The sequence below is a fragment of the Rhizobium sp. BK049 genome, from assembly GCF_014193135.1.
GTDB lineage: Bacteria > Pseudomonadota > Alphaproteobacteria > Rhizobiales > Rhizobiaceae > Rhizobium.
The window spans coordinates 60,100-85,890 of record NZ_JACHYV010000010.1 but is presented as its reverse complement, the minus strand read 5'-3'; the positions used below and the strand labels follow the sequence as shown (position 1 = coordinate 85,890).

The window sequence follows — 25,791 nt, the reverse complement described above, 5'->3', positions numbered from 1 at the left end:
AACCGCTCGGGTTTATGTTTTTCTTACCCTCATGCGGACGTCCGGAGGTTTCGCCACTCGGCAGACTTCATGTCAGAACGGCTCGACCGGGCCGCACTGCTAAATATAGATGTGACGGCTTAAGCCTTTCCTAATGATGTTTATTGTGAGACCGTCGGTTCGGGCAGAAGGGAAGTCGTTCAGGCGCAATGCTTTTTTGATGGACGCCAAGTCTGGCAGACTGACTTTCGGGTGATCGACGGCTGCGGTTCGTGAGAGACAATTAATCACGGGTCAAAAAACATATTCTTGAATTGCGCGCCTTCGGCCGAGACGATAATCACGCCGGCAGGGGCGGGTGGCACATCCGCCCGATCGAGGATCACGCCATGAAGAGATTCCGCATCGCCGTCTGGATCGGTGTTCTGATACTTGCCGGGATTCTCGGCGCGGTGAGTTATTCCATGAAGTCGCGGGACGTCGTGGCGGAAGCTCCCTTCGGCGTGCCTTTCACGTTGGTTTCCCAGAGCGGCCAGCTGATCACCGAGCAGGCGCTGCGCGGCAAGCCGACGGCGCTGTTCTTCGGCTTTACCCATTGCCCGGAAGTTTGCCCGACAACGCTGTTCGAACTGAACGGCTGGATGGAGAAGGTCGATCCCAACGGCGACAAGCTGCAAGCCTATTTTGTGACCGTCGATCCGGAGCGCGATACGCCTGAGATCATGAACGAGTACGTGTCCAACGTTTCCAAGCGAATTACCGGCATTTCGGGCCCACCGGACAAGATCGCCGAGGTCATCAAGGGGTTCCGCGTCTATGCCAAGAAGGTGCCGGTCGACGAGAAGGATCCAAACGGCGACTATACGATGGATCATACTGCGTCGGTCTTCCTGCTCGATTCCGCCGGGCGGTTTTCCGGAACGATCGCCTATGGCGAAAATCCGGACACGGCGGTAAAGAAGCTGGAGAATCTCGTCCATAAGGGGTGATGGCTTCAGCGTGATGGGACGTTGGCTCGACCGATGGCGGGCAACGGAAACGGGAAAGACCGCCTATCGTGAGTGAAATCCGCCTTTACGTGTCGACCACCGAAAGCCAGGCCGAAGCGATCCTCGATCTCCTGACCCAAGTCTTCGGCGAAGAAGACTTTGCCATCGGCACCACCGAAATCGATGAGAAGAAGGATATATGGGAGGCCTCGGTCTATATGATGGCCGAGGACGAGGCGGATGTGCGCTCCCGCATCGAGGCGGCGCTGAAGGTCGCTTTTCCCGAAGCTCAGCTGTCGCGAGAAGTCATCCCGGATGTCGATTGGGTGGCGAAATCGCTAGAGGGCCTGAAGCCGGTCAGGGCGGGGCGCTTCCTGGTGCATGGCTCGCATGACCGAGACAAGGTCCGCTCCGGTGACATCGCCATCGAGATCGATGCCGGCCAAGCCTTCGGTACCGGCCATCACGGAACGACGGCCGGTTGCCTGGAGATGATCGATGCAGTGATGTGTTCGCGCCGGGTTCGCAATGCGCTTGATCTCGGCACCGGCAGTGGCGTCCTGGCGATCGCGGTGCGTAAGCTCAAAAACATCCCGGTGCTTGCGACCGATATCGATCCGATCGCAACGCTGGTCGCGGCTGAGAACGTACGACGCAATGGCATCGCGTCTGGCATCGTCACGAAGACCGCACCGGGGTTCCATTCGACGGCCTTCTCGGAGAATGGCCCCTTCGACCTCATCATCGCCAATATTCTCGCCCGGCCCTTGATTCGGATGGCGCCAAAGCTCGTCACGCATCTTGCGCCCGGCGGATCGGTGATCCTTTCAGGCATTCTCGCGTCACAACGGTGGAAGGTGATCGCCGCCTATAGCGGCGCGCGGCTCCGCCATGTCAGGACGATCTGGCGGAACGGCTGGGTGACGATTCATTTCGATCGGCCTTGAGGAGGGAGAGGATCGGGGCGACGGGTGCGACTTACTCCCTCTTCTCCCCGCTGGGGAGAGGAGGGAACAAGTCGTGACGTCAGTTGTCCCACAGGATAGTGCGGTTTCCGTGCCGTTCTCAAAAGAAAAAGGCGGCGCCGATGGCACCGCCTTGGACCGGTCTTCCGGTCAATGCCCGCGAGCTCGAAGGAGGAGGAGCGCTCGAGCGGGCTCTACTGCATTCCAATAGGCCGGTCCGGGAGGGAGGAGGCGGACAGGCTTTAAGCTTAGAACGCGTAGCTGGGCGCGCCCTGGTGGCGCGTGACGCGCTGGCCGGCACCGAGAAGCTTGAGGCTGTCCTCGTTCTGCGGGCGGCGGGCGCCGATCACGTGACGCACAGTCTGGCGTTCGCCAGCCTGCACCGGGCTGCTGTATGCGAAGCGCGAGAGAGAGGCGGTCATTTCAAAAATTCCTTTGTTTGCTGGCTCATCCGAACCGTTCGATGGTGGCTATATAGCTATTCTGAAATGCGGAGGCAGAGGGTTTTCATCATGGGAGCCATGCGGCCAATGCATAAAGCGTGCCAAATTAACTTTTGGCGTCACAGTTCCGTCAAAATGCCGAGCAGGCCCAACGGTTTCGCCTCGTTTCGTCGCTTTTTCTCCCCATCGATTTAAATTTCGCTAACATGGCCGGCATCCCGCTAACCAGATTCGTTTCAACCGTTCGGATTTCCAGCATGTTCCAGTCTTTCGAAGTCACCTCCACGCCGCAGTTCGGCAAGGAACGAGTTTCGGCGCTGCGCGCTACTTTCGATTCGCTAGGCATCGATGCTTTCCTCGTGCCGCGCGCCGATGAGTTCAACGGCGAATATGTTCCGGCCTGCTCCGAGCGGCTGGCATGGCTGACGGGTTTCACCGGCTCGGCGGGCATCGCGCTGATCCTGCGGACGCAGGCGATCGTCTTCGTCGACGGGCGCTATGTGACGCAGCTCGCCGAACAAGTCGACGGCTCGGTGTTTTCGGGCGGCGATCTGGTGAACGAGCCGCCGCATGTCTGGCTTGCCGCAAACGGAACTAAGGGGCTGAGGCTCGGCATCGATCCCTGGCTTCACGCCGGCGCGGAGGTACGGCGCCTGGAAAAAGCGCTCGCGGAGATCGGCGGGAGGTTGGTCTTCCTGCCGTACAATCCGCTCGACAGGTTGTGGAGCGATCGGCCTGCCGAGCCGCTCGGCGCCGTCACCATCCAGAATGTCGCCCAAGCCGGCGTGCTGGCAAGCGATAAGATTGCGACGATTGCCGCTGAGCTTTCGAAGAAGAACCTCGCCGCGGTGCTGATTGCGGATCCCTCCTCGGTTGCCTGGATCTTCAATATCCGCGGTGCCGACGTGCCGCACACGCCGCATCCGCTGGCGCGCGCCATCATCCACGCCGACGGGCGGTCCGAACTCTTCCTCGACAAGCGCAAGACTGGAATCGAGACTGAGGCTTATCTCGGGCAGATATGCACGCAACTTCCGCCATCGGCGCTCGAAGAGAGGCTTGCTGCCGTTTCCAGGGATCGCCGAGTGCTGATCGATGCTGATATCGCCTCCCATGCGCTGGCGGAGATTATCCGCAAGGCGGGCGGCGAAGTGGTGGAGGGCGCCGACCCCGCTAAGCTGCCGCGCGCGGTGAAAAATGACGTGGAAATCAACGGCTCGGCCGCTGCACATCTGCAGGATGGAGCAGCGATGGTGGAATTCCTTTATTGGCTGTCGCAGGAGAAGCCGGGCAGCGTAAGCGAGATTTCTGCTGCCGAACATCTGGAGGCGGTGCGCGCTCGAGTCGGCCAGAGCATGCAGAATCCGCTGAAGGATATATCCTTCGATACGATCTCGGGCGCCGGCGAACATGCGGCGATCATGCATTATCGCGTTACCACCGCGACCAACCGGATGATCGAAGCAGGCGAACTTTTCTTGATCGATTCCGGTGCGCAATACATCAACGGCACGACTGATATTACCCGCACGGTCGGGATCGGCACGGTGTCAGAGGAGCATCGCCGTTTCTTCACGATGGTGCTCAAGGGCATGGTCCAGATCAGCACGGCACGTTTCCCGAAGGGTACACGCGGCTGCGACCTTGATCCGCTGGCGCGCATCGCGCTGTGGAGGGCAGGCGCCGACTTCGCCCATGGCACAGGCCATGGGGTCGGCTCCTATCTCTCTGTGCATGAGGGGCCGCAACGCATTTCCCGGCTTTCGACGCAGGAGCTGCTGCCCGGGATGATCCTTTCGAACGAGCCCGGTTATTACCGGCCCGGCAGCTTCGGCATCCGTATCGAAAACCTGATCTATGTGCGCGGCGCCGAGGAGATCGAAGGCGGCGACATGCCGATGCTCGGCTTCGAGACGCTGACCTTCTGCCCGATCGACCGCAGCCTCGTCATTCCCGAGCTTCTGACCCATGATGAGCTGCATTGGTTCAACGACTATCACCGCCGCACATGCGAGGCGCTGATGCCGCTGATCCACGATCCGGACGTCAGGGCGTGGCTCGAAAACGCGACGCTGCCGCTCGAATATTAGGCAACAGGCGGCGGAACACTGCTTTCGGGCTGCAAGGCCGCGCACTTTCAGGCGCAAGGCCGGGGTTCAGGCGCCGATCGTGTAGCGCCATGCCATCACGACAACCCAAGCGGCAAGCAGCATCCATGTATGGGAAATGCGCAGGCCGACGAAGAGGGCAACGACCAGCGCCAGTTTCGATTCCCAGCCGCCAATGAAGAAGGCAGGTGCGACAAGAGTGGTCAGCACGGCGGCCGGCACGGCGTTCAGCGCCGCTTCCATGCGCGGGGGAATGCTCTTCATTCGGGTGATGAGGATATAACCGCCGATGCGGGTGGCGAAGGTGGCGACTGCTGCGGCGAGTATGACGAGCGCCATATGGAGATCGAATTCCATGGCTCAGACCTCGTGCACTTCGGATTGAAAGGCGTCGGCTTCGAGATCCGGCACCTCGCGCGGCAGCGGCAGCAGGGCAGCCAGCACGATGCCGGCGGCCGCACCCAGGCTGACATGCCAGGGCGAGCCGACATAGCGGTAGGCGAGCACTGATGCTACCGCGCTGACGAGCGCCACCGGCAGGAAGTTGTCGCGCTTGCGGAAGCCGAGGACGATGCCGAGGAAATAGGCCGGCAGCAAGATATCGAGTCCAATTGCCTTGGGATCGCCGATGAAGCCGCCGAGCAGGCCGCCGGCGACGCTGATCAGCACCCAGGGAATGTAGATGATGACGCCGAAGCCGAGATACCAGGCGAAGGTAAGCGGTTTGCCGGCTTCGCCCCGCTTGACCGCCTCGGCAAATTGCGGATCGACGAGCAGGAAAAAGGTGAAGAACTTCTGCACCGGGGTGAAATGGCCGATGTAGCGTGCTAAGGCCGCCGAATAGAGCACATGGCGAAAATTGACGGCCAGGATCGAAAGCACGATCAGCCAGGCATGAACCTGGTGGCCGAAGAGTTCGATTCCGACCATCTGGCTGGCACCGGCATAGACCGTTGCGCTCATGAAGGCGGCCTCGGAAAGCGACATGCCGTTTTCAACCGCCAGTGCTCCGAACAGCGCGCCAAAGGGCGCCGATGCCAGCGCAACGGCCGAGCCGCCCCGCAAACCTTCAACAAAGTCGGCGCGATTCATGTGAGTGTCCTGTTGGAAATCAGTTTTTCCTTATGGGCTACGGTCTTCCGCGGCAATTGAATTTCGTTGATTGACCGATCGATTTCGCTGAAGCATCAACGTCGTGATTGCATTTGTCGGAGAACCAGGCATGCAGAAAATTGAATTTTCCAGGGAAGAAAAGGCTGAGATCGTTTCGCGCATCCGCGCTTATTTCGACCGCGAACTGGATCCCATCGGAACCCTGCCGGCCGAATTACTGCTCGATTTTTTTACCGAGGAGATCGGGCCTTACTTCTACAATCGAGGGCTGAGAGATGCCCAGGCTGCCTTATTGAAGAGAATGGAAGACGTGGCCGAAGATATCCATCTTCTCGAGAGAGAGCAGAAGTCCAGCGCCTAAAATCAGACTGCAGGCCTGCTTAACGCCAAATTATGGCTGCGGCGATACGGTCGGCGCTTTCCTTCACCAGGTTGGTGTCATTTGGCCCTGATTGTCTCTGTTATTGATGAACCACGATCCGCCAGGCTCGCCAACGCGATGCTCTTCCTCGCCTGGCTTGCGCTGGCGTCTGCGCTTTGCTGGTCCGAAACGGTATGGCGTGACGAAGTTCGCGCATTGTCACTGGCCCTTCAGGGAGACAATTTCGCCGCTATGCTTCGCCAACTGCAGGGTGAGGGGCATCCTGCCCTGTGGTATATCCTGCTGCGCGCCGCCTATGTCATAGTCGGCTCACCCGTCGTCTTGAAAATCGTCGCACTGACGATTGCGGCGGCCGCCGCCTACCTTCTTGTTTTCCGGTTGAAACTGCCCCTTCCCATCATGCTGCTGTCGCTGTTCAGCAGCTTCTCGATTTTCGATTACGCGGCAATGTCGCGAAATTACGGCATCAGCATGCTGGTGGTCTTCCTTATCGTCCTGAGCTGGGAGAGGGGAGTACGCAACGGGATATTGCTCGGCTTTTTGTTTGCCTTGCTGGCAAATACCAATGTCCACTCGGTCGTCCTCGTCGGCGGCTTTCTCGCCTATTGGTTTTTCGATCTGGTTCTGGCGCGGCGAAGACCCCGTTTGAGCGCATATCGGGCCTTTGTGACAGCTGCTGCCATTGCCGCGGTCGGCGTTGTTCTGTGCGTCATGACGGTCTATCCGACCTTCAACGATGCCGGGCAGAACGATCTCGCGGACAAGAATTTCGCTTTGCTTGTCCTTTCTGCCTTTACCGCGGCCAGTTCCTATTTCATGGCATTGTACCCCGACCGGGTCCTTGAACTGGTCGTGGCTGATCCATCGCTCGCCCGGATTTTCGCGTCGCTCATGGCTGTGCTCATCTATGGCAGTCTGTTGGGGCTGGCCAACCGGCGACCGGCGATGTTCGCAGCAGCACTGGTTCTCCTCGGGCTTTCCCTGCTTTTTACGCTCGTTTACCCAGGTAGCTACAGGCATCAGGCGCTGTGGCTGGTGTTCATGATCGCAATCACCGCTTTGACCCAGCCGCCTCGGGCCGGCCTCGCCGATGTTGCCGGCACCGAAGCTGCCAGCGTCGTCGTGAAGATCGGGCGTCTTTGCTTCATGATATTGCTCGCACTGCAGGTCGCTTCCGGCATCGAGAGGGTCCATCAATTCCTTTTCACCGACATGCCGCTCAGCCGAGCCCAGGATCTCGGCTCGTTCATTGAATCTCGTCCTGATCTCAAGGATGCGATCATCATGGCGGATCCCGACTATCTTGTTGAAGCCTTGCCCTATTACGTTTCCAATCGCACCTATCTTCTAAGAGAGGAACGGTTCGGTGCCATTGTGCATTATACCCGCAATGCGCGGCTTTCTCTCAGCCTTGCCGACATTCTGCAGACGGCGCGGCAGTTGCAGCAAAGCGAGCATGCCCCCGTCGTCATTCTTCTCTCACAGCGGCTTGACCGAATTGCCGCGCCGGTCTCATTGCGCGAAAGTTACAATTGGCTGCTGTCCCTGACGCCAGAGGACATTTCCGCATTCCGGAGCGAGACGACCCTCGTCAAGCGCTTCGGCCCCGTTGCCGGCAGCGATGAGACATTCGACGCCTATTTGTTGAAATAGTCGGCGATCGCAAGCTCATTGGCGCAAGGCATCTGCGCTTTTAATCGCAGCGATGCCATGCGCCCGCATCTCGTCGATAGCGGCGGCAACACCTTCGGGGGTAATGCCGCGACTTGCATCCTCGATGAAGCGCACGCGCACCCCAGGCATCATCTCGAGCGCGTCGAGCGCCGAGAACTTGACACAGTAATCGGTTGCCAGCCCGCAGACGTCGAGATCGGTGACACCCTGTTCCTGGAGAAAATTGGAAAGACCGGTCGAAGCATCCCGGTCATTGTCGCGGAATGCCGAATAGCTATCGATCCTGGGATCCTCGCCCTTCTGCTGGATCAGGTCGATCTCTTCGGATCTCAGGTCCGGATGCAGTTCGGCGTCGAGCGTACCCTGGATACAGTGGTCGGGCCACATCATCTGTGGCTTGCCAGACAATTCGCCCATCTCGAAGGGAGCGGCGCCCGGATGGGCGGAGGCGAAACTGCCGTGGCCGGGCGGATGCCAGTCCTGCGAGGCGACGATCAAATCATATTTGCCGCTGTCGATCAGCCGGTTTGCGACGGGAACCACCTTGTCGCCGTCCGGCACGGGCAGATTGCCGCCGGGACAGAAGCCGTTTTGGATATCGACGAGCAGCAGCGCTTTCATCAAGGCCAATCCCTTCGCGTTATTGCAATGCAAATGCCAAATGCACCGAACACACCACTAGTGGATTTCCCAGCGCGGGTGCGCAAGTGTTAATTCTAGTACCTCCGGTAGTGGCTGGTCGAAAAAGCACACGCTAATGCAACCATGGATATTGGTCGCGATGACTCTCCTCTCGAAATGGCGGGAGGCGAAGGTTCTACGCTACGGGATCTCCCCGGCAGAGCCTCATTTTCCCGGTGTCAGCCTTCATCGGTTTACCGGCTGGGGTGCTGCAGCACCGTCTTCGACGGCGACGTCCGCTCGATCTTGCCCGCCGCTGCGATTTCTGCCTTTCTTGGCTCATCAGCAATCGAGATTGAAGCTATGTCCGAGCCTCAAGCAGATGAAAAGATCGATGCCACCTTTCGCAATGGCTCGCTGACTGCGACCGGGATCATTCTTGGTTTCTCCCTCAATTTCATCAGTCTCTGGGTGTCCAATCCCAATGACTGGAGCCGCGTCGATCTGCTACCGATGTCGTTCCTGACTGTCGGTATCGCCATTCAGGTGAAGGTATTTGCCGATCTGCTCGCGCGCGACTCCCTGCTCGCCGCAAAATATGACCGGGCTCGGCGACTGTTCCTGATCGGGCTGTCGATCGTCGCCGTCGGAATGGGGATCGCCCTGCTGAACGATATTCTCGGACTCAGCAGTATGCGGATGTTCGGGTAAGGGTTCCCACGCGGTATCACCGCAAATCACACGCGCTCGACGAACCCGTCCAGCACCCGTTTCTGGCCGGCGCGATCGAAATCGATCGTCAGCTTGTTGCCTTCGATGCCGGTGATGTTGCCGTTGCCGAATTTCAGGTGAAACACGCGGTCGCCGAGGGTGAAGCGCGACGGCTCCGAGGACGTGGACTTCGCCACCAGCTCGCCGTCGATCATGCGCCCCTTCGGGCCGCTTTCGCCGTAACCGATGCGTTCGACAGCGTGGCCGGAGCGGGTGCCCCAATTGTCGCGCGTGGCGTCGGTCCTGTTGGCCTGCGCGCGTTTCCAGCCGGGGGTCGAATAGGAGTTGGCGAAAGGTTCGGCCTTGTCGAAGCGGGACTGGCCGTAACCGCCGCGGCCGTAAGCGCCGTAGCTCTGTTCCATCTCGGCGACCTCGACATGGGTCTCCGGCAGTTCGTCGAGGAAACGCGAGGGCAGGGTCGATTGCCAGAGACCGTGGATGCGGCGGTTGGAGACGAACCAGATGTGGCAGCGGCGTTTGGCGCGGGTAATGCCGACATAGGCGAGACGGCGTTCCTCCTCCAGGCCGGCGCGGCCGCTTTCATCGAGCGAGCGCTGGTGCGGAAAAAGGCCTTCCTCCCAGCCGGGCAGGAAGACGGTGTCGAATTCCAGGCCTTTGGCCGAGTGCAGCGTCATGATCGAGACGGCGTCGAGGTTCTCGTTGGTCTCGGCGTCCATGACGAGCGATACGTGCTCGAGGAAGCCGCGCATCGACTCGAAGCTTTCCATCGAGCGGATCAGTTCCTTCAGGTTTTCCAGTCGACCCGGGGCTTCGGCGCTCTTGTCGTTCTTCCACATGTCGGTATAGCCGGACTCTTCGAGGATCTGCTCGGCAAGTTCGGTATGCGGTGTGTTTTCAAGCAGCACCTGCCATCGGCGGAAGGATTGAATCACATCGAAGAGGGCTTTGCGCGCCTTTGGCTTCAGCTCGTCCGTTTCGATGATGTCGGCCGCTGCCGCCAGCATCGGGATGTCGCGGGCGCGGGCATAATCATGCAGCGCACGCACCGTCGTATCGCCGAGGCCACGCTTCGGCGTGTTGATGATGCGCTCGAAGGCGAGGTCGTCAGCGGGTTGTGCGACGAGCCTGAAATAGGCCATGGCATCGCGGATTTCGAGGCGCTCATAGAAGCGCGGGCCGCCAATGACGCGGTAGTTGAGGCCAAGGGTGACGAAGCGATCTTCGAATTCGCGCATCTGGAAGGAGGCGCGCACGAGGATTGCCATGTCGTTCAGCAGATGCTTGCTGCGCTGGAGTTGCTCGATCTCCTCGCCAATGGCGCGGGCTTCCTCCTCGGAGTCCCAGGAGGCGTGAACCTGCACCTTGACGTCATCGGGATCGGTGCGATCGGTGAACAGCGTCTTGCCCAGGCGCCCTTCATTATGGGCGATCAGATGGGCGGCGGCACCGAGGATATGTTCGGTCGATCGGTAGTTGCGCTCGAGCTTGATCACTTTGGCGCCCGGGAAATCCTTCTCGAAGCGAAGAATATTGTCGACCTCCGCACCGCGCCAGCCATAGATCGACTGGTCGTCGTCACCGACGCAGCAGACATTCTGCGGCTCGCCCTTGCTGCGCTGGGCCAGCAGCCTCAGCCACATATATTGGGCGGTGTTGGTATCCTGATATTCGTCGACGAGGATATAGCGGAAGCGGCCGTGATATTCCTTTAGGAGATCCGGATTCTTGCGGAAGATCGCGATCGGATGCATTAGCAGGTCGCCGAAATCGCAGGCGTTCAGCGTCGACAAGCGCGCCTGATAGGCGAAATAGAGATCGCGGCCGCGGCCATTGGCGAAGGCGCGGGCATCGCCTTCGGGAATGTCGGCCGGTCCGAGGCCCTTGTTCTTCCAGGTGTCGATCATGCCGGCGAACTGCTTTGCCGGCCAGCGCTTGTCGTCGAGACCTTCGGCCTGGATCAACTGCTTGATCAGGCGGACGACGTCATCGGTGTCGAGGATGGTGAAATCGGAACTGAGGCCAACCAACTCGGCATGGCGGCGCAGAAGCTTGACGCCGATTGAATGGAAGGTGCCGAGCCAGGGCATGCCTTCGACGGCGCCGCCGACGAGCAGGGCGATGCGCTCCTTCATCTCGCGCGCGGCCTTGTTGGTAAAGGTGACGGCGAGGATCTGCGACGGGAAGGCGCGGCCGGTATTGAGGATGTGGGCGATGCGGGTCGTCAGCACGCGTGTCTTTCCGGTGCCGGCGCCGGCGAGCACGAGGACAGGACCTTCCAGCGTTTCGACGGCTTCAGTCTGTTCCGGGTTCAGTCCAGCGAGATAATCCGACCGCTTGCCGCCGTCGCGCGCCGCCATGGCGCGGGCGGCGATGCCGCCGCCAGCGGCGGGTCTTCCGACTGCAGCGACGGACGGCTGCGGCTTGCGCGCCACTTCGCCGGGCTCTTCGTCGAAGAAGGGAATATCGTCGAAACTATTGCTCATGGCGCGTAATGTAGTGATTCGGGAAGGAAAGACCAGAAAAGATGTTCTGCTTTCATTCCCGAACCACCACTATTGCCTGGGTGCGGGTGGCAAGGCTGCCGCGGGTGAGCGGGCGAAAAATTCCGATCGCAGCCTGTCGAACCGGCGCCGACCAGACGTCCTCGAAGCACGGACAGAAGTCCGGGATACTCGCCAACAAGGAGGCTGTCTATGCCGAAGGTCATTTCAAATCTCTGGTTCGCCGAGCAGGCACGCGAAGCCGTCGAATTCTACGTGTCGATCATTCCGGATTCCAGGATCGGCCGCACCACCATACTTCCGGCGGAAACGCCGAGTGGGCCTCCCGGCAGCGTCGAGCTAATCGAATTCACGCTCGGCGACCAAGCTTTCCTGGCGATGAAGGCCGGCCCGCTCGATAGCTTCAACCACTCGTTCTCGATCGCGGTTCTTCTCGATAGCCAGGCGGAGATCGACCGGATATGGGATGGCTTCCTCGCCAATGGCGGCACGCCGGAGGCATGCGGCTGGCTGAAAGACCGCTGGGGCCTGTCCTGGCAGATCGTGCCGCGCGCTCTCTCGGAGATGATCGCCGACGAAGACCGCGAGCGGGCAAGGTGCGTCACCGAAGTCATGCTCGGGATGGTCAAGATCGATGTGGCTGCGCTGGAGAAAGCGTTCAACGGCTGAGAGCCGGGAGGCGCACGATCGCAATAAACCGGCGGGGGTGACTTCGCCCGGTTTCATCCTGCGGGGGCGCGCTCACTGCCCCGCAATCAGAGCCGGCTTGCTCTTGCCGGCGGGAAATCGCCGATTTTCCACGGCTCGAATCACGGGCGCTATTGCACACCTTTTTGACCTTCATGTCACGTCGCTAAATGTGCTGATATCGCGACGCCCCTTTTCTCAACTACAATAAGAACAGATTCGTAGAGTAAAAAAATACCGGTGCATGCACAATTTTGTGCATTGTCACAAACGGCCGGTCAGCGTGGAATATACCTACGAAACTATTGATTCTTAGGAACGCCGTGGCCATCTCGATGGTTATACGGCTTAGAGCCTGCGGCATAACCTTAATGGAGGTCCCATGCTGAGTGAATCCGTATTCGATGCGTTTACCCGCAGTTATGAAGCGCGTCGCGAAAGCGACATGTCGGTCTCGGAATATCTTGATCTCTGCAAGACCGATCCGATCGCCTATGCCAACGCCACCGAGCGTCTGCTCGCTGCCATAGGCGAACCACAGATGGTGGATACCGCCAAGGACGCGCGCCTCGGCAGGATCTTCATGAACAGGACGATCCGGGTTTATCCGGCCTTTGCCGGTTTTCACGGCATGGAAGAGACAATCGAACGCATCGTCTCCTTCTTTCGGCATGCAGCGCAGGGGCTCGAGGAGCGCAAGCAGATTCTTTATCTGCTCGGTCCGGTCGGGGGCGGCAAGTCGTCATTGGCTGAGCGGCTGAAGCAGTTGATGGAAGTGCATCCGATCTATGTGCTGAAGGCGGGTGACGAGATCAGCCCCGTGTTCGAAAGCCCGCTCAATCTCTTCGATCCGGAGACGATGGGCCCGCTCCTGCAGGAGCAATACGGAATCCCGCAGCGGCGGCTGAACGGATTGATGAGCCCGTGGTGCCTGAAGCGGCTCGACGATTTCGGAGGCGATATCTCCCGATTCCGCGTCGTCAGGATACAACCCTCGCGATTGCGCCAGATCGCAATTGCCAAGACCGAGCCAGGCGATGAGAACAACCAGGACATCTCCTCGTTGGTCGGCAAGGTAGATATCCGCAAATTGGAAACCTACTCTCAGAACGATCCGGATGCCTACAGCTATTCGGGCGGGCTGAACCGCGCCAATCAAGGCGTGCTCGAATTCGTGGAGATGTTCAAAGCGCCGATCAAGATGCTGCATCCGTTGCTGACGGCAACGCAGGAGGGCAACTATATCGGCTCGGAGAATATCGGCGCCATACCTTTCTCCGGAATCGTCCTTGCTCATTCGAATGAGGCGGAGTGGCAGACTTTCAAGGCCAACAAGAACAATGAGGCCTTCATCGACCGTATCTGTGTGATCAAAGTGCCCTATTGCCTGCGGGTGACAGAAGAACAGAGGATCTACGAAAAGCTGATCGAGGGATCGGAACTGGTGGACGCACCATGCGCCCCGGCAACGCTCGAAATGCTGGCGCGTTTCTCCGTTCTTTCGCGTCTGCGCAAGCACGAGAATTCGACCTTCTTCTCGAAGATGCGTACCTATGACGGCGAGAGCCTGAAGGAAAGCGATCCGCGTGCCCGCAGCGTCCAGGAATACCGGGATGCTGCCGGTATCGACGAAGGCATGGACGGAATATCGACCCGCTTCGCCTTCAAAGTGCTCGCCTCCACCTTCAATCACGACACGACTGACATTGGCGCTGATCCCGTCCATCTGATGTATGTGCTGGAACAGGCGATTCGTCGCGAGCAGTTTCCCGATGATGTCGAGAAGCGTTATCTGGAGTTCATCAAGGCCGATCTTGCGCCACGCTACGCAGAGTTCATTGGCAACGAGATACAGAAGGCCTATCTTGAATCTTATGCGGACTACGGACAGAATCTGTTCGACCGCTACGTAGATTATGCCGATGCCTGGATCGAAGATGTGGACTTCAAGGATCCCGATACTGGTCAGCTTCTCGACCGCGAGCTCCTCAATCAGGAGCTGACGAAGATCGAAAAGCCGGCGGGAATCGCCAATCCGAAGGATTTCCGCAACGAAATCGTCAAGTTCTCACTGAGATCGCGGGCAGCGAATGGCGGAAAAAATCCGTCATGGACGAGCTACGAGAAAATCCGGGAAGTCATCGAGAAGCGTATGTTCTCGCAGGTCGAAGATCTCTTGCCGGTCATTTCCTTCGGATCGAAGAAGGATTCGGAAACAGAAAAGAAGCATAGCGAATTCGTCTCGCGCATGGCCGCGCGAGGTTACACGGAACGGCAGGTTCGGCGCCTCGTCGAATGGTACATGCGCGTCAAACAGGCAAGTTAATGCGGAGCCATTATGCACATTGTCGACCGGCGGCTAAATCCGCGCGGTAAAAGTCTGGAAAATCGTCAGCGGTTCCTTCGACGCATGAAGGGAGCCGTGCAGCAGGCGGTGAAACGTTCGCTGCAAAATCGAAACATTCGAGACGTGCTCGACGGCGGGGAGATCAGCCTGCCGATAGATGGGATGGCAGAACCAAGCTTTCGAAGGGGTGAAGGCGGCATCGCCGACCACATCCTGCCCGGGAACCGGGCTTTCGTCGAGGGGGACATCATTCCGCGGCCGCCGGGCGGGAAGGGCGGAAAACCAAAAGATGCAGGCGAGGGCGACGGTGAGGACGGCTTCCGTTTCGTACTGACGCGGGAGGAGTTCCTCGATGTGTTCCTTGACGACCTCGAATTGCCAGACCTCGCCAAGCGGCGTCTAGCCGAAACCGAGGAGGAAACTCCGTTCCGGGCCGGCTATTCCGTATCAGGGTCGCCTTCCAACATTGCCGTCGGCCGCACGACGAAGCTGGCAATGATGCGCCGCGTTGCGCTTGGCCGCCCACGCCGCGAAGAAATCGAAGCCCTGCAGCGGCAGATCGAGGAATGCGAGGACGAGGAGACCCGTCTGGCGCTAGAGACAAAACTCAAAGCCCTGACGGAAAAAAGCCGGCGCATTCCCTATATCGATCCGCTGGATGTCCGCTATCGCCGCTTCGAAAACGAGCCGAAGCCAGTCGCGAAAGCGGTGATGTTCTGCCTGATGGACGTGTCAGGCTCCATGTCGGAGCACATGAAGGACCTCGCGAAGCGATTCTATCTGCTGCTCTACCTTTTCCTGTCGAAACGCTACAAGAAGGTGGAAATCGTCTTCATCCGTCATACCGACAGGGCTGAGGAGGTCGATGAGGAAACCTTCTTCTACGGCCCGGCGACGGGTGGCACGCTGGTTTCGAGTGCGCTTGCCGCAATGCGGGCAATTATCGCAGCGCGTTTCGACCCGGCGGAGTGGAATATTTATGGTGCCCAGGCCTCGGATGGCGACAACGCCCATTCGGACGGAAATCTGACCGGGCAGTTGCTGCGCGAGATTTTGCCGCTATGCCAGTATTTCGCCTATATCGAAGTCGGCGAGGAGGGCGGCGATTCTTCAATATCGCGATCGCCGCTGTGGATGCTCTATGATGGGATCCGTTCCGAACCGCTGCCGCTTTCAATGCGCAAGGTCTGCCGGCGAAGCGAAATATTCCCTGTTTTCCACGATCTCTTCCAGAAACGTGAGGCACAGTCGAAGGTGACGCCATGACCATGACGGTGAGGCCAAGAGAGCGGCTCCTATTCGAGGGGGCCGACTGGGACTTTGCAACGCTGCAGCGCATCCACGATGCGTGCGAAGAGATCGCGCTCGGTGAACTCGGCCTCGATGTCTATCCGAACCAGATCGAAGTCATTACCTCGGAGCAGATGCTGGATGCCTATTCCTCAACCGGCATGCCGCTCTTTTACCGTCATTGGTCCTTCGGAAAGCACTTCGCGCATCACGAGACCTTCTACCGCCGCGGGATGCGTGATCTTGCCTACGAGATCGTCATCAACAGCTCTCCCTGCATCTCCTATCTGATGGAGGAAAACACGGCGACGATGCAGACGCTCGTCACCGCCCATGCGGCCTTCGGCCACAATCACTTCTTCAAGAACAACTATCTCTTCAAGCTCTGGACCGATGCCGAGGGAATTCTTGATTATCTCGATTTCGCCAAAGGCTATATTACCCGCTGCGAAGAGCGCTACGGCGAGACGGCGGTCGAAAGAACGCTCGATGCGGCGCATGCGCTCATGTCGCATGGGGTGCATCGATATGCCGGCAAGACCACCATCGACCTTCGCCAGGAGGAGAAGCGGGAACAGGAGCGTCGCGCCCACGAGGAGCAGATGTTCAACGATCTGTGGCGCACGGTTCCCGTCGGGAAGGCGAAGAAGACGGGTGACATAGGCTTGGAAAAGCGGCGCGCCGCGCTCGGTCTCCCGCAGGATAATATCCTCTATTTTCTCGAGAAATCTGCGCCCCGGCTGCAGCCGTGGCAGCGAGAGATCCTTCGCATCGTGCGCCACGTCGCGCAATATTTCCATCCCCAGCGGCAGACCAAGGTGATGAACGAGGGAACCGCCACCTTCGTCCACTATCAGATCATGAACCGACTTCACGAGCGGGGGCAGATCAGCGACGGCAACTTCCTCGAATTCCTGAAGTCGCACGCCAATGTCGTCTTCCAGCCAAACTATGACGATCGGCGGTTCTCGGGTTTCAATCCCTATGCGCTTGGTTTTGCGATGATGCAGGACATTGAGAGGATCGTCACGAAGCCGACGGAAGAGGACCGGGCATGGTTTCCCGATATCGCGGGAAGAGGCGACGCGATGGGGGTCCTACGCGACATCTGGGCGAATTACCGCGATGAAAGTTTCATCAGCCAGTTCCTCAGTCCGAACCTGATCCGGCGGTTTCGGCTGTTTCATCTCTACGACGACCCGGAACAGACCGAAGGTGTGCTGGTTTCGGCAATTCACAATGAACGCGGCTATCTGCGCATTCGCCGCCAGCTCTCCCGCGAATACGATATCGGCTGGACCGATCCGGCAATCGATATCGTCGATGTCGATCTCGCCGGCGACCGTCGCCTGTTGCTGCAGCATATCGTCATGAACGGCTGCTATCTGCAGGAAGGTGACACGAAGCTCGTCCTGCAACATCTTGCCGATCTTTGGGGCTACGATGTGCTGCTTCAGGAAATCGACGGTTCGAGCAGCGTGGCGAAGGAACACACGGCAAGCCCGCGCAAGATCGTTCGATGATCCGGTTTTTTGCAACGTGTCGGGCTAAAGCGCATCGTACGCCTCCATCCTTTGTCTGCATCCGGCGGCGATCGGCAATTATCGATGGCAACAAACACAAAGGCTGCGTAATTTAACGCCGCTGCAATCGTTCATATTGGTCTCCACTCAACCCAATTCCACCTTGCAGCGACCTTTCGGGATAGCGCAAAGGCGAGCGACAATGAGTGAAACGCGGCGGAAGCTGACGACGATCTTCTGTGCTGACGTGCAAGACTACACACGGCTGATGGGGGCCGACGAGGAGGGGACGCTTGCGACGCTGAAGCGCTGCCGCGACGCGATGGCACATTTGATCGAGTGCCATGGCGGCCGCGTCGTCAACACCTGGGGCGACGGACTGATCGCCGAGTTTCCGAGCGTCGTCGAAGCCGTGCGCGCGGCCGTCGATACCCAGAACGAACTTGCCGGCTTCAATGCCGGCCGCCCGAGCGACGGGCGCATGCTCTTCCGCATCGGCATCAATCTCGGCGACGTGATCGTCGAGGGCGATGACATTTATGGCGACGGCGTCAATATCGCCGCGCGGCTGCAGACGTCGGCTTCGCCCGGAGGCATCGTAATATCAAGCACCGTCTACGATCAGGTGCGCAACAAGGTGGCTGTTGGTTTCGAGTTTCTCGGGCCGCTGACAGTGAAGAACGTCGAAGAGGGCGTGCCGAGCTACGCGGTCAAGATCGGCGAGGGAGGCGACGAAACGCCGCCTGGCGAACGACCCACCGCCCGGCAACCGCCAGCCGCCGCCGTCACGGCCGAGGCAAGGCCGGTGTCCGGCGGACGGAGGCTGTTTGCCGTGCTTGGCGTCATCGCCGTCGTGCTGATCTTCATCAATCTCCTGTCGTGGCAGGGTGTTTTCTGGGCGCGCTTTCCACTGCTTGCGATAGCCGTTGTTGCAGCGCTCGCCTGGAATCGTGAACAGACGCGTTTCGACCGCAGGATGGCCACGCTCGCGATTGTGGCGCTCGGCATCGTCGGCATCAACGTCCTCACCTGGAGCGGGACCTTCTGGGCGGTTTGGCCGATACTGGGGATCGCAGCGACCATCGGCCTGCGGTGGTCGCTGCGTCGATAGCTAGTTCTTCACTGGTTTTGATGGTCTTTTCGCTTCAGTAACGACGGCGACAAGAGGCTTTCGAGTTTCGTTCAAGCAAAAGTGAGCGGCCGGGTTATTTCCAATCTTCGCTGATATTACAAATCCGTAATGCCGGCCGCTTATGCTTGTCGGTAAGCTGTAAACGCGCGATATTGTCGCATCAGATGGGAAGCTTGATCCCGCAGCGCCTCTTTCGACCGACCCTGGTCCAACCTCGAGTCCCTCCGGAGACGTGAATGGCCTTTTGGAAGCAGTTTATACTTTCGCTCATCGTCATCATTGCCGGTTTTGCCGCGTGGGTTTTCTTTGCGCCCGGCGCCGGCGATAAGATGCGCGATGCAGGCATTCCGGATAGCCTCATTTCCATGATCGCGCCTCAGGCTCCTGAAACAGCCGATGCCGGTGCTTCCGCTGGGGCCGAGGGACAACGGCGCGAAGGACAAGGACAGGGTCAAAACCGCCGCGGCGGCGGGCGCAACAGCGCCATTCTCGTCGCGACGGAAGCCGTCGTCCAGGGCGTCATCAACGACCGGCTGAATGCCATCGGTACAGGCGATGCGATCCGTTCCGTCGCGGTGACGCCGCAGGCATCGGGCACGATCCGCGAAATCCTCATCAAGTCGGGCGACAGGGTGAAGGCCGGGCAGGTGCTCGCCAAGCTCGACAGCGAGGAGCAGGTGATCGCCCGCGGCCAGGCGGACGTGGCGGTGAAGGCCGCGGTCGAGAAATCCAATCTCTATCACAACATCAAGTCCAGCGTGTCGCGCATGGACGTCTTCGATTCCGAGATCGCCGAGCAGGGCGCGCGACTGCAGTTGCAGGCCGCCGAACTCAATCTCGCCCGACGCAACATCACGGCCCCGATCGACGGCATCGTCGGCATCGTGCCCGTCAATATCGGCGACAATGTCACCACAACCACGCCGATCGTCACACTGGACGATCGGTCGGAAATCCTCGTCGATTTCTGGGTGCCGGAGCGCTTTGCCAACACGGTTGCGGTCGGCCAGCCGGTTGAGGCGATGTCGGTGGCAAGACCGGGGCAGATGTTTTCCGGCGTGATCGAGGCTGTCGACAACCGCATTGATGCGGCAAGCCGCACGCTGCGCCTGCGCGCCCGCATCGACAATGCCTCCGACGAGCTGCGCGCCGGCATGTCCTTCAGCGTCAGCATGAAATTCCCTGGCGACAAATATCCGGCGGTCGATCCGCAGTCGGTGCAGTGGGATTCGCAAGGGTCCTTCGTCTGGCGCGTGATCGACGACAAGTCGCACAAGGTGCGCGTGAGTGTCGTGCAGCGCAATCCCGACTTCATTCTCGTCAAGGCCGACCTCAAGGACGGCGACAAGATCGTGACGCAGGGCCTGCAGCGCGTGCGTGAGGGTGGCGCGGTGCGTGTTTCCGCCGATGTTGCCGCGAGTGGGGAGGTCGCCACCCAATGAACGTGACGGAACTGCCTCAGGACCGAGCGTCGGGCAAGCAGAGTTTCACCGCGCTTTTCGTTCGCCGGCCGATCCTGGCGCTGGTGTTCAATACGCTGATGGTCGTCGCCGGCCTTGCAGCCTATGTCGGCGTCGAGGTGCGGGAGCTGCCTGATGTCGACCGTCCGGTCGTCACCGTGCGCACCACTTTCGACGGCGCTTCACCGCAGACGATCGACCAGGAACTGACCAAGGTGATCGAGGGTGCAGTCGCCCGCGTCAGCGGCCTGAAGTCGATCTCCTCGACCTCTTCCTTCGGCCAGAGCCGGGTGACGCTCGAATTCTCCGATGCGATCGATCTCGCGGTCGCCGCCAGCGACGTGCGCGATGCAATCGGCCGCATCACGCAGAACCTGCCAGACGAGGCAGATGCGCCGCAGATCGTCAAGGCGGATTCGGATTCTTCGCCGATCATGCGCCTTGCCGTCACCTCCACCAAGCTCAACATGGACGACCTGACGCAGCTCGTCGAGAACGAGGTGATCGATCGCCTCGCCTCCGTCGATGGCGTCGCGGATGTCGAGGAATATGGCGACCAGGAGAAGGTCTTCCGCGTCGATGTCGATCAGGGGGCGCTCGCCAGCCGCGGGCTCACCATTGGCGACCTTACCAAGGCGCTCGACAATGCCGCGCTCGACGTGCCGGCCGGCTCGCTGAAGAGCGCGACGCAGGATATCGTCGTGCGTGCCACCGCCAATCTGCAGACGCCGGCGGATTTTTCCGATGTCATGCTGCAAGACCGCGTCCGGCTGGGCGATGTCGCGACGGTGACGCTCGGGCCGCGCGACGGCGATACGGCGCTGCGCTCGAACGGCAAGCCCGGCATCGGCCTTGGCATCATCCGTCAGGCGCAGTCGAATACGCTCAATATTTCGACCGGCATCAAGGCGGCCGTCGAGCAACTATCGAAGACGCTGCCCGAGGGAACGACGATCGCCATCACCAGCGACGATGCGGTCTTCATCCAGGGCGCGATCCATGAGGTGGTGCTGGCGCTGGTGCTTGCCGCCGTCATCGTCACCGCGGTTATCTATCTCTTCCTGCGCGACTGGCGGGCAACGCTGATCCCGGCCGTCAGCATGCCCGTGGCGCTGATCGGCACGCTGGCGGCAATTTACATGGTCGGTTTCTCCATCAACATCCTGACGCTGCTCGCCATCGTGCTGGCGACCGGCCTCGTCGTCGACGACGCGATTGTGGTGCTCGAAAACATCGTGCGCCGGCGCGCCGAGGGCATGGGACCGCGCGCGGCCGCCGTGCTCGGCACGCGCGAAGTGTTCTTCGCAGTTATCGCCACGACAGCGACGCTGGCGGCCGTCTTCATCCCGCTTTCGTTCCTGCCGGGGCAGGTCGGCGGTCTCTTCCGCGAATTCGGCTTCGTGCTCGCCTTCTCGGTCGGACTATCGTCAATCGTGGCGCTGACGCTCTGCCCGATGCTCGCCTCGCGCATGCTGACGAAGCCGATGATTGAGGATCACGGCGCGCTCGGCCGCGTCGGCGGGGCTTTCGCCAGCCTCTACAAATGGGCGCTGCACGGCTGCCTCAACGCGCCATTCGTCGTCATCCTGTTTTCGGTGATGTTTGCCGGCGCGGCGCTCATCGCCTTCTCGACGGTCAAGAGCGAGCTCACGCCGGAAGAAGACCGGTCACTGGTGATGATGCGGCTGACGTCGCCGCAGGGATCGAGCCTCGAATATACCCGCGACAAGATGCAGCTCGTCGAGGAATATCTGCAGCCGCTGGTCGATGGCGGCGACATCCGCAACGTCTTCTCGATCTCCGGGCAGGGCGGCTCGCTGAACAGCGGCTTCATGGTGCTGACGCTTGCTCCCTGGGGAGAGCGTCACCGGACGCAGTCCGAGATCGTCGGCGACATCAATCAGGCGGCGGCGAAGGTGCCGGCGCTGCGCGGCAACTCCATATCTTCCAACAGCCTGCGCATCCGCGGCGCCGGCAGCGGTGTGCAGATGGCGCTTGTTGGTAACGATCACGAGGCGCTGACGGCGGCGGCCGCCAAGCTGGTGCAGGCGCTCGACGCCACCGGCCAATACGATACGCCGCGGCTCACCAACGAGCCCAGTCAAGCGCAGGTGTCGGTGGCGATCGACCGCGAGCGTGCTTCCGATCTCGGCATCGACATCACGGGGCTGTCGACGGCGATCCAGTCGCTGCTCGAAGGGCGCTCGGTGGTCGATGTCTTCGTCGACGGCGAATCCTATCCCGTGCTTTTGACTTCGACGACGCGGCCTATCGATGATCCCACGGATCTCGAAAACGTGTTCCTGAAAACCGGTGACGGCAAGATCGTGCCGATGTCCGTCATCGCCACGATGAAGGAAGGATCGGTCGCGCCGCAGCTGAACCGCGAGCAGCAGCTCGCCTCCGTCGCGATCACCGCCGGCCTCAAGAACGGCATGTCGCTCGGCGATGCCGTGAGACAGGTGACGGAACTTGCCGAGCCCCTGCTGCCGCCCGGCGCACGTTTGCTGCCGCTTGCGGAAGCCGCGACGCTGGAAGAGAATTCGAGCGGCATGGCGCTGACCTTCGGCTTTGCCATCGTCATCATCTTCCTGGTACTCGCCGCCCAGTTCGAAAGCGTGCTCTCATCGGTAATCATAATGTCGACGGTGCCGCTCGGCCTTGCCTGCGCCGTCTTCGCTTTGATCATCACCGGTTCCAGCCTGAACATCTACAGCCAGATCGGCCTGGTGCTGCTCGTCGGCGTGATGGCTAAGAACGGCATCCTGATCGTCGAATTCGCCAATCAGTTGCGTGACAGGGGCGAGAACGTGCGCTCTTCGATTGAGAAGGCCTGCGCGCTGCGCCTTCGCCCCGTGATGATGACGATGATCGCCACCATCCTCGGCGGCGTGCCGCTGGTCTTTGCCCACGGCGCGGGTGCGGAAGCGCGCGTGGCGCTCGGCTGGGTGATCGTCGGCGGCCTGGGCTTCGCGACGCTGGTGACGCTGTTCATCACGCCGGTCGCCTATCTCCTGCTTGCCCGCTTCGCCAAGCCGCATGCCCACGAGGAGGCGCGCCTGCACGAGGAGATGTCGGTCGCGACGAGGCTGCCCCCGGCCCCCGACGAGGAGCAGCTGCAGGCCGCCGAGTAAGCCTTCCATGCGCATTGAACACGCCGCCGGATTGCCATTCGGCGGCGTTTCTTATGGTGTATGAAGCCTTGCGGAATAAGATAAATTTCCTCTGAAGATTAGCCGTTTTTTAAGCATAAGCCGCAATGATCGTGGCCAGGAACCGACTGGCCTTCTTCGTTTCTTGAAGGCAATGCGCTGGAGACCCAGCGACCCCGGACATGAGTGTCTGTGCGGAAGGTTCATCCCTGTTCAGTTGCGTTCTGTTGTGTTTTTGGAGTCTAGTTCCGTGAGTATTTATCAGCGCGTCTCCGTTGATGCGGCGCTCCATGTGCTGCGTGATATCAATCGCAATATGACGGTCACGCAGAACCACATCACGACAGGCATGCGTGTTGCCAAAGCGGCCGACAATGCTGTTTACTGGTCGATCGCCACCACCGCGCGCACCGACAACAAGGCCATTTCGGCGGTCCAGGACGCGCTCGGCATGGCGGCTGCGACAATGGGCACGGCCTATACCGGTGTCCAGAACGTCATCGACGTTGTCTCCGAGATCAAGGCCAAGCTCGTCGCCGCCACCGAGGACGGGGTCGACAAGAACAAGATTAACGAAGAACTCAAGCAATTGCAGGAGCAACTGCGCAGCGTTTCGGAATCGGCGACCTTCAACAGCGACAACTGGGTGATCCTCACCAATGATGCGACGCCGACGCGGCCGCGCCAAATCCCGGCCTCCTTCATCCGCAATGCCGACGGCACGGTCTCCGTGGGCATGCTGAGCTACCATATCGACAACACGCCTGTGGGGGCGACCACGTCCAAGGATGCGCGCTACCTGATCGACGACCGGGCCACTGGTTCCGGCGAATACGGCGTGTTGACCTCGGCCTACTTCGCTACGGAACTCGGCGCTTCGCAGGACTACGTGCTGATGACCAGCAAGAACGGCACCACCACCGGTCAGGTGGTGATTTCCGTCTCTTCAAGCACGACGAAAGGTCAGCTCAGCGAAATGATCAGCGTGGTCGATGCCGCCCTGACGCAGCTGACCACGGTCGGATCGGCCTTCGGCGCGCTGGAAAAACGCATCGAGCTGCAGAACGACTTCGCCACTCAGCTGCACGACAACATCACCGCCGGCATCGGCCGGCTCGTTGATGCCGACATGGAGGAGGAGTCGAGCAGATTGAGGGCGCTGCAGACGCAGCAGCAGCTCGGCCTCCAATCGCTGAACATTGCCAATGCGACCTACGACACGGTCAGGCAGTTGTTCCAGAATTTCTAAGGGTGAGATTGGTCGCTTGGAGCGGCACTGCGATGTTTGTTGTTTGAGGTCCGAGTATCTCGGAGGAAGATTTGGCGCGCCCACTTCTCCTCCTCATTCCTGTGCTCGTCACAGGAATGAGGAGGAGAACGAAGCGCGCCCGCCGACCCGGTAAAAACTGGTGATATCCGTGCCTTGCTGCAACATGGCTGCTGTTTCGGCGCCTGAAATTCCCCTATCAAGGGAACATCTTCATTTTCTTGCCGTAATCCTTGCCATTTGCTCGCATCAGTTTTGAACGGAGACCGTCCTGTCCATGATCAAGAAATTCATACTTCTGGCTGTCGCAGCAAGCTATCTCAGCGCCTGCACGACGACCGATCCCTATACTGGTGAGCAGAAGGTTTCCAATACCGCGGGCGGTGCTGCGCTCGGCGCGCTCGGTGGCGCTCTTGTCGGTGTGGCCGTTGGCGGCGGCGGGCATGGCAAGCGCAACGCAGCGCTGATCGGCGCCGGTATCGGCGCGCTGGCCGGCGGCGCGATCGGCAACTACATGGACCAGCAGGAAGCCGAGCTTCGCGCCCAGCTCGAAGGTACCGGCATCTCCGTCACCCGCCAGGGCGACAACATCATTCTCAACATGCCCTCGAACATCACTTTCGATGTCGACCAGGACGCGGTGAAGCCGGGCTTCTATCCGACGCTGAATTCGGTGGCGATCGTGCTGCGCAAGTTCAACCGCACCCTGATCGACGTCAACGGCCATACGGATTCGACCGGCAGCCTGCAGCATAACCAGGACCTGTCACAGCGCCGCGCGCTTTCGGTTGCCGATTATCTCGGCGGCCAGGGCATCGACCAGCGCCGCGTCTCCGCCGTCGGCTTCGGCCCGTCCCAGCCCGTCGCCTCCAACGCAACTGAGGCCGGCCGCGCCCAGAACCGCCGCGTCGAGATCCAGATCGCGCCCATCACGCAGGGTTGAGTCAGAAGCTCATCCAGACATAGAAGGTCGGGCCATCGCCCGGCCTCTTTTGTGTGTGTACCTGCTTCAATGCTTCATCGTCGCGCCCTTGGTGATCTTGTCGACGATTTTCTTGTCAGCTCTGAGCGCGATGCCGACGACCTTTGCGTCGTCGGGGGCGTATTCGGCGAAGACGGCGCGATTGGCGGCATCATGGCCGGTCGCAAACATTTCCTCGATGAAGATGGAAGAGGTCACCTCGCGCTCCAGCGCGCGGCGGTGGATGCTCGAGATCGTCGCTTCGTCGGCGGAAAGCACGATGATTGGCTGGACCGATAGCGGGTTGTAGAGATTGCCGGCACGATCCTTGTAGGGCTCGCCGATGATCTCGGGATATTGCCCGGCGATGCCTGTCGAAAGGAAAGCCGTGACGTTCAGCTTCTGCCAGCCGGCAAGATTGTTTCGCAGGACGATCGCAATTTTGGTATCAAACATTCCAGTCTC

General features: G+C 60.1%; 21 protein-coding genes. 15 read left to right on the top strand and 6 right to left on the bottom strand.

From position 1 onward, the window contains the following. Window positions 1-368 precede the first annotated feature (368 nt). Window positions 369-968 (top strand): SCO family protein, encoded by a 600-nt coding sequence (locus tag FHT70_RS12945; protein ID WP_183701674.1) that lies wholly within the window; start codon window positions 369-371, stop codon window positions 966-968. 68 nt (window positions 969-1,036) lie between these two features. Next, window positions 1,037-1,915 carry a 50S ribosomal protein L11 methyltransferase gene (locus FHT70_RS12940; protein WP_183701671.1) on the top strand — a complete coding sequence of 293 codons (879 nt, stop codon included), beginning with the start codon at window positions 1,037-1,039 and terminating at the stop codon, window positions 1,913-1,915. A gap of 266 nt (window positions 1,916-2,181) precedes the next feature. On the opposite strand, the gene FHT70_RS12935 is transcribed toward FHT70_RS12940, so the two are convergent. Next, on the bottom strand, window positions 2,182-2,355 hold the full coding sequence (locus tag FHT70_RS12935; protein ID WP_004668779.1) for a hypothetical protein: 174 nt from the start codon (window positions 2,353-2,355) through the stop codon (window positions 2,182-2,184). Window positions 2,356-2,633: 278 nt separating this feature from the next. On the opposite strand from FHT70_RS12935, the gene FHT70_RS12930 reads away from it, so the two are divergent. Further along, window positions 2,634-4,466, top strand: a complete 1,833-nt coding sequence (locus FHT70_RS12930; RefSeq protein ID WP_183701668.1) for an aminopeptidase P family protein — start codon at window positions 2,634-2,636, stop codon at window positions 4,464-4,466. 66 nt (window positions 4,467-4,532) lie between these two features. Here the strand turns inward: FHT70_RS12930 and FHT70_RS12925 are convergent, their stop codons facing one another. Together FHT70_RS12925 and FHT70_RS12920 are read right to left on the bottom strand one after the other, a co-directional pair. Beyond that, the gene (locus tag FHT70_RS12925; protein ID WP_183701665.1) at window positions 4,533-4,841 is read right to left on the bottom strand and encodes an AzlD family protein; all 309 of its coding nucleotides are present in this window, start codon (window positions 4,839-4,841) and stop codon (window positions 4,533-4,535) included. A 3-nt stretch (window positions 4,842-4,844) separates the two neighbouring features. After that, window positions 4,845-5,576 (bottom strand): AzlC family ABC transporter permease, encoded by a 732-nt coding sequence (locus FHT70_RS12920; RefSeq protein ID WP_183701662.1) that lies wholly within the window; start codon window positions 5,574-5,576, stop codon window positions 4,845-4,847. 130 nt (window positions 5,577-5,706) lie between these two features. Here FHT70_RS12920 and FHT70_RS12915 point away from each other — a divergent pair, with 130 nt between their 5' ends. Both FHT70_RS12915 and FHT70_RS12910 read left to right on the top strand, forming a co-directional pair. Further along, the gene (locus FHT70_RS12915) at window positions 5,707-5,958 is read left to right on the top strand and encodes a DUF2164 domain-containing protein (RefSeq protein WP_183701659.1); all 252 of its coding nucleotides are present in this window, start codon (window positions 5,707-5,709) and stop codon (window positions 5,956-5,958) included. Between the two features lie 81 nt (window positions 5,959-6,039). Then, window positions 6,040-7,632 (top strand): hypothetical protein, encoded by a 1,593-nt coding sequence (locus tag FHT70_RS12910; RefSeq protein ID WP_183701656.1) that lies wholly within the window; start codon window positions 6,040-6,042, stop codon window positions 7,630-7,632. A 15-nt stretch (window positions 7,633-7,647) separates the two neighbouring features. On the opposite strand, the gene pncA is transcribed toward FHT70_RS12910, so the two are convergent. Further along, window positions 7,648-8,274, bottom strand: coding sequence for a bifunctional nicotinamidase/pyrazinamidase (pncA, locus tag FHT70_RS12905; protein WP_183701654.1), 627 nt, complete (start codon window positions 8,272-8,274; stop codon window positions 7,648-7,650). Between the two features lie 363 nt (window positions 8,275-8,637). Here pncA and FHT70_RS12900 point away from each other — a divergent pair, with 363 nt between their 5' ends. Further along, window positions 8,638-8,985, top strand: a complete 348-nt coding sequence (locus FHT70_RS12900; RefSeq protein ID WP_097598119.1) for a hypothetical protein — start codon at window positions 8,638-8,640, stop codon at window positions 8,983-8,985. A 26-nt stretch (window positions 8,986-9,011) separates the two neighbouring features. Here FHT70_RS12900 and FHT70_RS12895 read toward each other — a convergent pair whose 3' ends face one another. Beyond that, window positions 9,012-11,489 (bottom strand): UvrD-helicase domain-containing protein, encoded by a 2,478-nt coding sequence (locus tag FHT70_RS12895; RefSeq protein ID WP_183701651.1) that lies wholly within the window; start codon window positions 11,487-11,489, stop codon window positions 9,012-9,014. 210 nt (window positions 11,490-11,699) lie between these two features. Here FHT70_RS12895 and FHT70_RS12890 point away from each other — a divergent pair, with 210 nt between their 5' ends. From FHT70_RS12890 to FHT70_RS12850, 9 genes are all read left to right on the top strand, one after another. Next, entirely contained in the window at window positions 11,700-12,176 is a 477-nt protein-coding gene (locus tag FHT70_RS12890; protein ID WP_183701648.1) for a VOC family protein, read from the top strand. Window positions 12,177-12,576: 400 nt separating this feature from the next. Further along, window positions 12,577-14,520: a PrkA family serine protein kinase gene (locus FHT70_RS12885; protein ID WP_183701645.1), complete on the top strand. Its 1,944-nt coding sequence runs from the start codon at window positions 12,577-12,579 to the stop codon at window positions 14,518-14,520. Window positions 14,521-14,532: 12 nt separating this feature from the next. Continuing rightward, window positions 14,533-15,807, top strand: a complete 1,275-nt coding sequence (locus FHT70_RS12880; protein ID WP_097597978.1) for a YeaH/YhbH family protein — start codon at window positions 14,533-14,535, stop codon at window positions 15,805-15,807. Next, a complete protein-coding gene (locus FHT70_RS12875; RefSeq protein WP_183701642.1) occupies window positions 15,804-17,354 on the top strand; it encodes a SpoVR family protein in 1,551 nt (516 codons plus the stop codon). Before FHT70_RS12880 ends, FHT70_RS12875 begins: the two co-directional genes overlap by 4 nt. A gap of 202 nt (window positions 17,355-17,556) precedes the next feature. Beyond that, window positions 17,557-18,465 carry an adenylate/guanylate cyclase domain-containing protein gene (locus tag FHT70_RS12870; RefSeq protein ID WP_183701639.1) on the top strand — a complete coding sequence of 303 codons (909 nt, stop codon included), beginning with the start codon at window positions 17,557-17,559 and terminating at the stop codon, window positions 18,463-18,465. A gap of 257 nt (window positions 18,466-18,722) precedes the next feature. Continuing rightward, entirely contained in the window at window positions 18,723-19,928 is a 1,206-nt protein-coding gene (locus FHT70_RS12865) for an efflux RND transporter periplasmic adaptor subunit (protein WP_183701637.1), read from the top strand. Beyond that, a complete protein-coding gene (locus FHT70_RS12860; RefSeq protein WP_183701634.1) occupies window positions 19,925-23,080 on the top strand; it encodes an efflux RND transporter permease subunit in 3,156 nt (1,051 codons plus the stop codon). Before FHT70_RS12865 ends, FHT70_RS12860 begins: the two co-directional genes overlap by 4 nt. A gap of 268 nt (window positions 23,081-23,348) precedes the next feature. Beyond that, a complete protein-coding gene (locus FHT70_RS12855; protein WP_097597983.1) occupies window positions 23,349-24,347 on the top strand; it encodes a flagellin in 999 nt (332 codons plus the stop codon). Window positions 24,348-24,642: 295 nt separating this feature from the next. Beyond that, complete coding sequence (locus FHT70_RS12850; RefSeq protein WP_085778750.1) at window positions 24,643-25,308, top strand: OmpA family protein; 666 nt, start codon at window positions 24,643-24,645, stop codon at window positions 25,306-25,308. 66 nt (window positions 25,309-25,374) lie between these two features. On the opposite strand, the gene FHT70_RS12845 is transcribed toward FHT70_RS12850, so the two are convergent. Further along, complete coding sequence (locus FHT70_RS12845) at window positions 25,375-25,782, bottom strand: DUF2000 family protein (protein ID WP_183701631.1); 408 nt, start codon at window positions 25,780-25,782, stop codon at window positions 25,375-25,377. Between the last annotated feature and the right edge of the window lie 9 nt (window positions 25,783-25,791).

What these genes read in the sequence shown, in the direction of transcription:
- FHT70_RS12945 (WP_183701674.1), top strand. Translation starts at nt 369, where the DNA reads ATGAAGAGATTCCGCATCGCCGTCTGGATCGGTGTTCTGATACTTGCC.
- FHT70_RS12935 (WP_004668779.1), bottom strand. Translation starts at nt 2,355, where the DNA reads ATGACCGCCTCTCTCTCGCGCTTCGCATACAGCAGCCCGGTGCAGGCT.
- FHT70_RS12930 (WP_183701668.1), top strand. Translation starts at nt 2,634, where the DNA reads ATGTTCCAGTCTTTCGAAGTCACCTCCACGCCGCAGTTCGGCAAGGAA.
- FHT70_RS12925 (WP_183701665.1), bottom strand. Translation starts at nt 4,841, where the DNA reads ATGGAATTCGATCTCCATATGGCGCTCGTCATACTCGCCGCAGCAGTC.
- FHT70_RS12920 (WP_183701662.1), bottom strand. Translation starts at nt 5,576, where the DNA reads ATGAATCGCGCCGACTTTGTTGAAGGTTTGCGGGGCGGCTCGGCCGTT.
- FHT70_RS12915 (WP_183701659.1), top strand. Translation starts at nt 5,707, where the DNA reads ATGCAGAAAATTGAATTTTCCAGGGAAGAAAAGGCTGAGATCGTTTCG.
- pncA (WP_183701654.1), bottom strand. Translation starts at nt 8,274, where the DNA reads ATGAAAGCGCTGCTGCTCGTCGATATCCAAAACGGCTTCTGTCCCGGC.
- FHT70_RS12900 (WP_097598119.1), top strand. Translation starts at nt 8,638, where the DNA reads ATGTCCGAGCCTCAAGCAGATGAAAAGATCGATGCCACCTTTCGCAAT.
- FHT70_RS12895 (WP_183701651.1), bottom strand. Translation starts at nt 11,489, where the DNA reads ATGAGCAATAGTTTCGACGATATTCCCTTCTTCGACGAAGAGCCCGGC.
- FHT70_RS12890 (WP_183701648.1), top strand. Translation starts at nt 11,700, where the DNA reads ATGCCGAAGGTCATTTCAAATCTCTGGTTCGCCGAGCAGGCACGCGAA.
- FHT70_RS12885 (WP_183701645.1), top strand. Translation starts at nt 12,577, where the DNA reads ATGCTGAGTGAATCCGTATTCGATGCGTTTACCCGCAGTTATGAAGCG.
- FHT70_RS12880 (WP_097597978.1), top strand. Translation starts at nt 14,533, where the DNA reads ATGCACATTGTCGACCGGCGGCTAAATCCGCGCGGTAAAAGTCTGGAA.
- FHT70_RS12875 (WP_183701642.1), top strand. Translation starts at nt 15,804, where the DNA reads ATGACCATGACGGTGAGGCCAAGAGAGCGGCTCCTATTCGAGGGGGCC.
- FHT70_RS12870 (WP_183701639.1), top strand. Translation starts at nt 17,557, where the DNA reads ATGAGTGAAACGCGGCGGAAGCTGACGACGATCTTCTGTGCTGACGTG.
- FHT70_RS12865 (WP_183701637.1), top strand. Translation starts at nt 18,723, where the DNA reads ATGGCCTTTTGGAAGCAGTTTATACTTTCGCTCATCGTCATCATTGCC.
- FHT70_RS12860 (WP_183701634.1), top strand. Translation starts at nt 19,925, where the DNA reads ATGAACGTGACGGAACTGCCTCAGGACCGAGCGTCGGGCAAGCAGAGT.
- FHT70_RS12850 (WP_085778750.1), top strand. Translation starts at nt 24,643, where the DNA reads ATGATCAAGAAATTCATACTTCTGGCTGTCGCAGCAAGCTATCTCAGC.
- FHT70_RS12845 (WP_183701631.1), bottom strand. Translation starts at nt 25,782, where the DNA reads ATGTTTGATACCAAAATTGCGATCGTCCTGCGAAACAATCTTGCCGGC.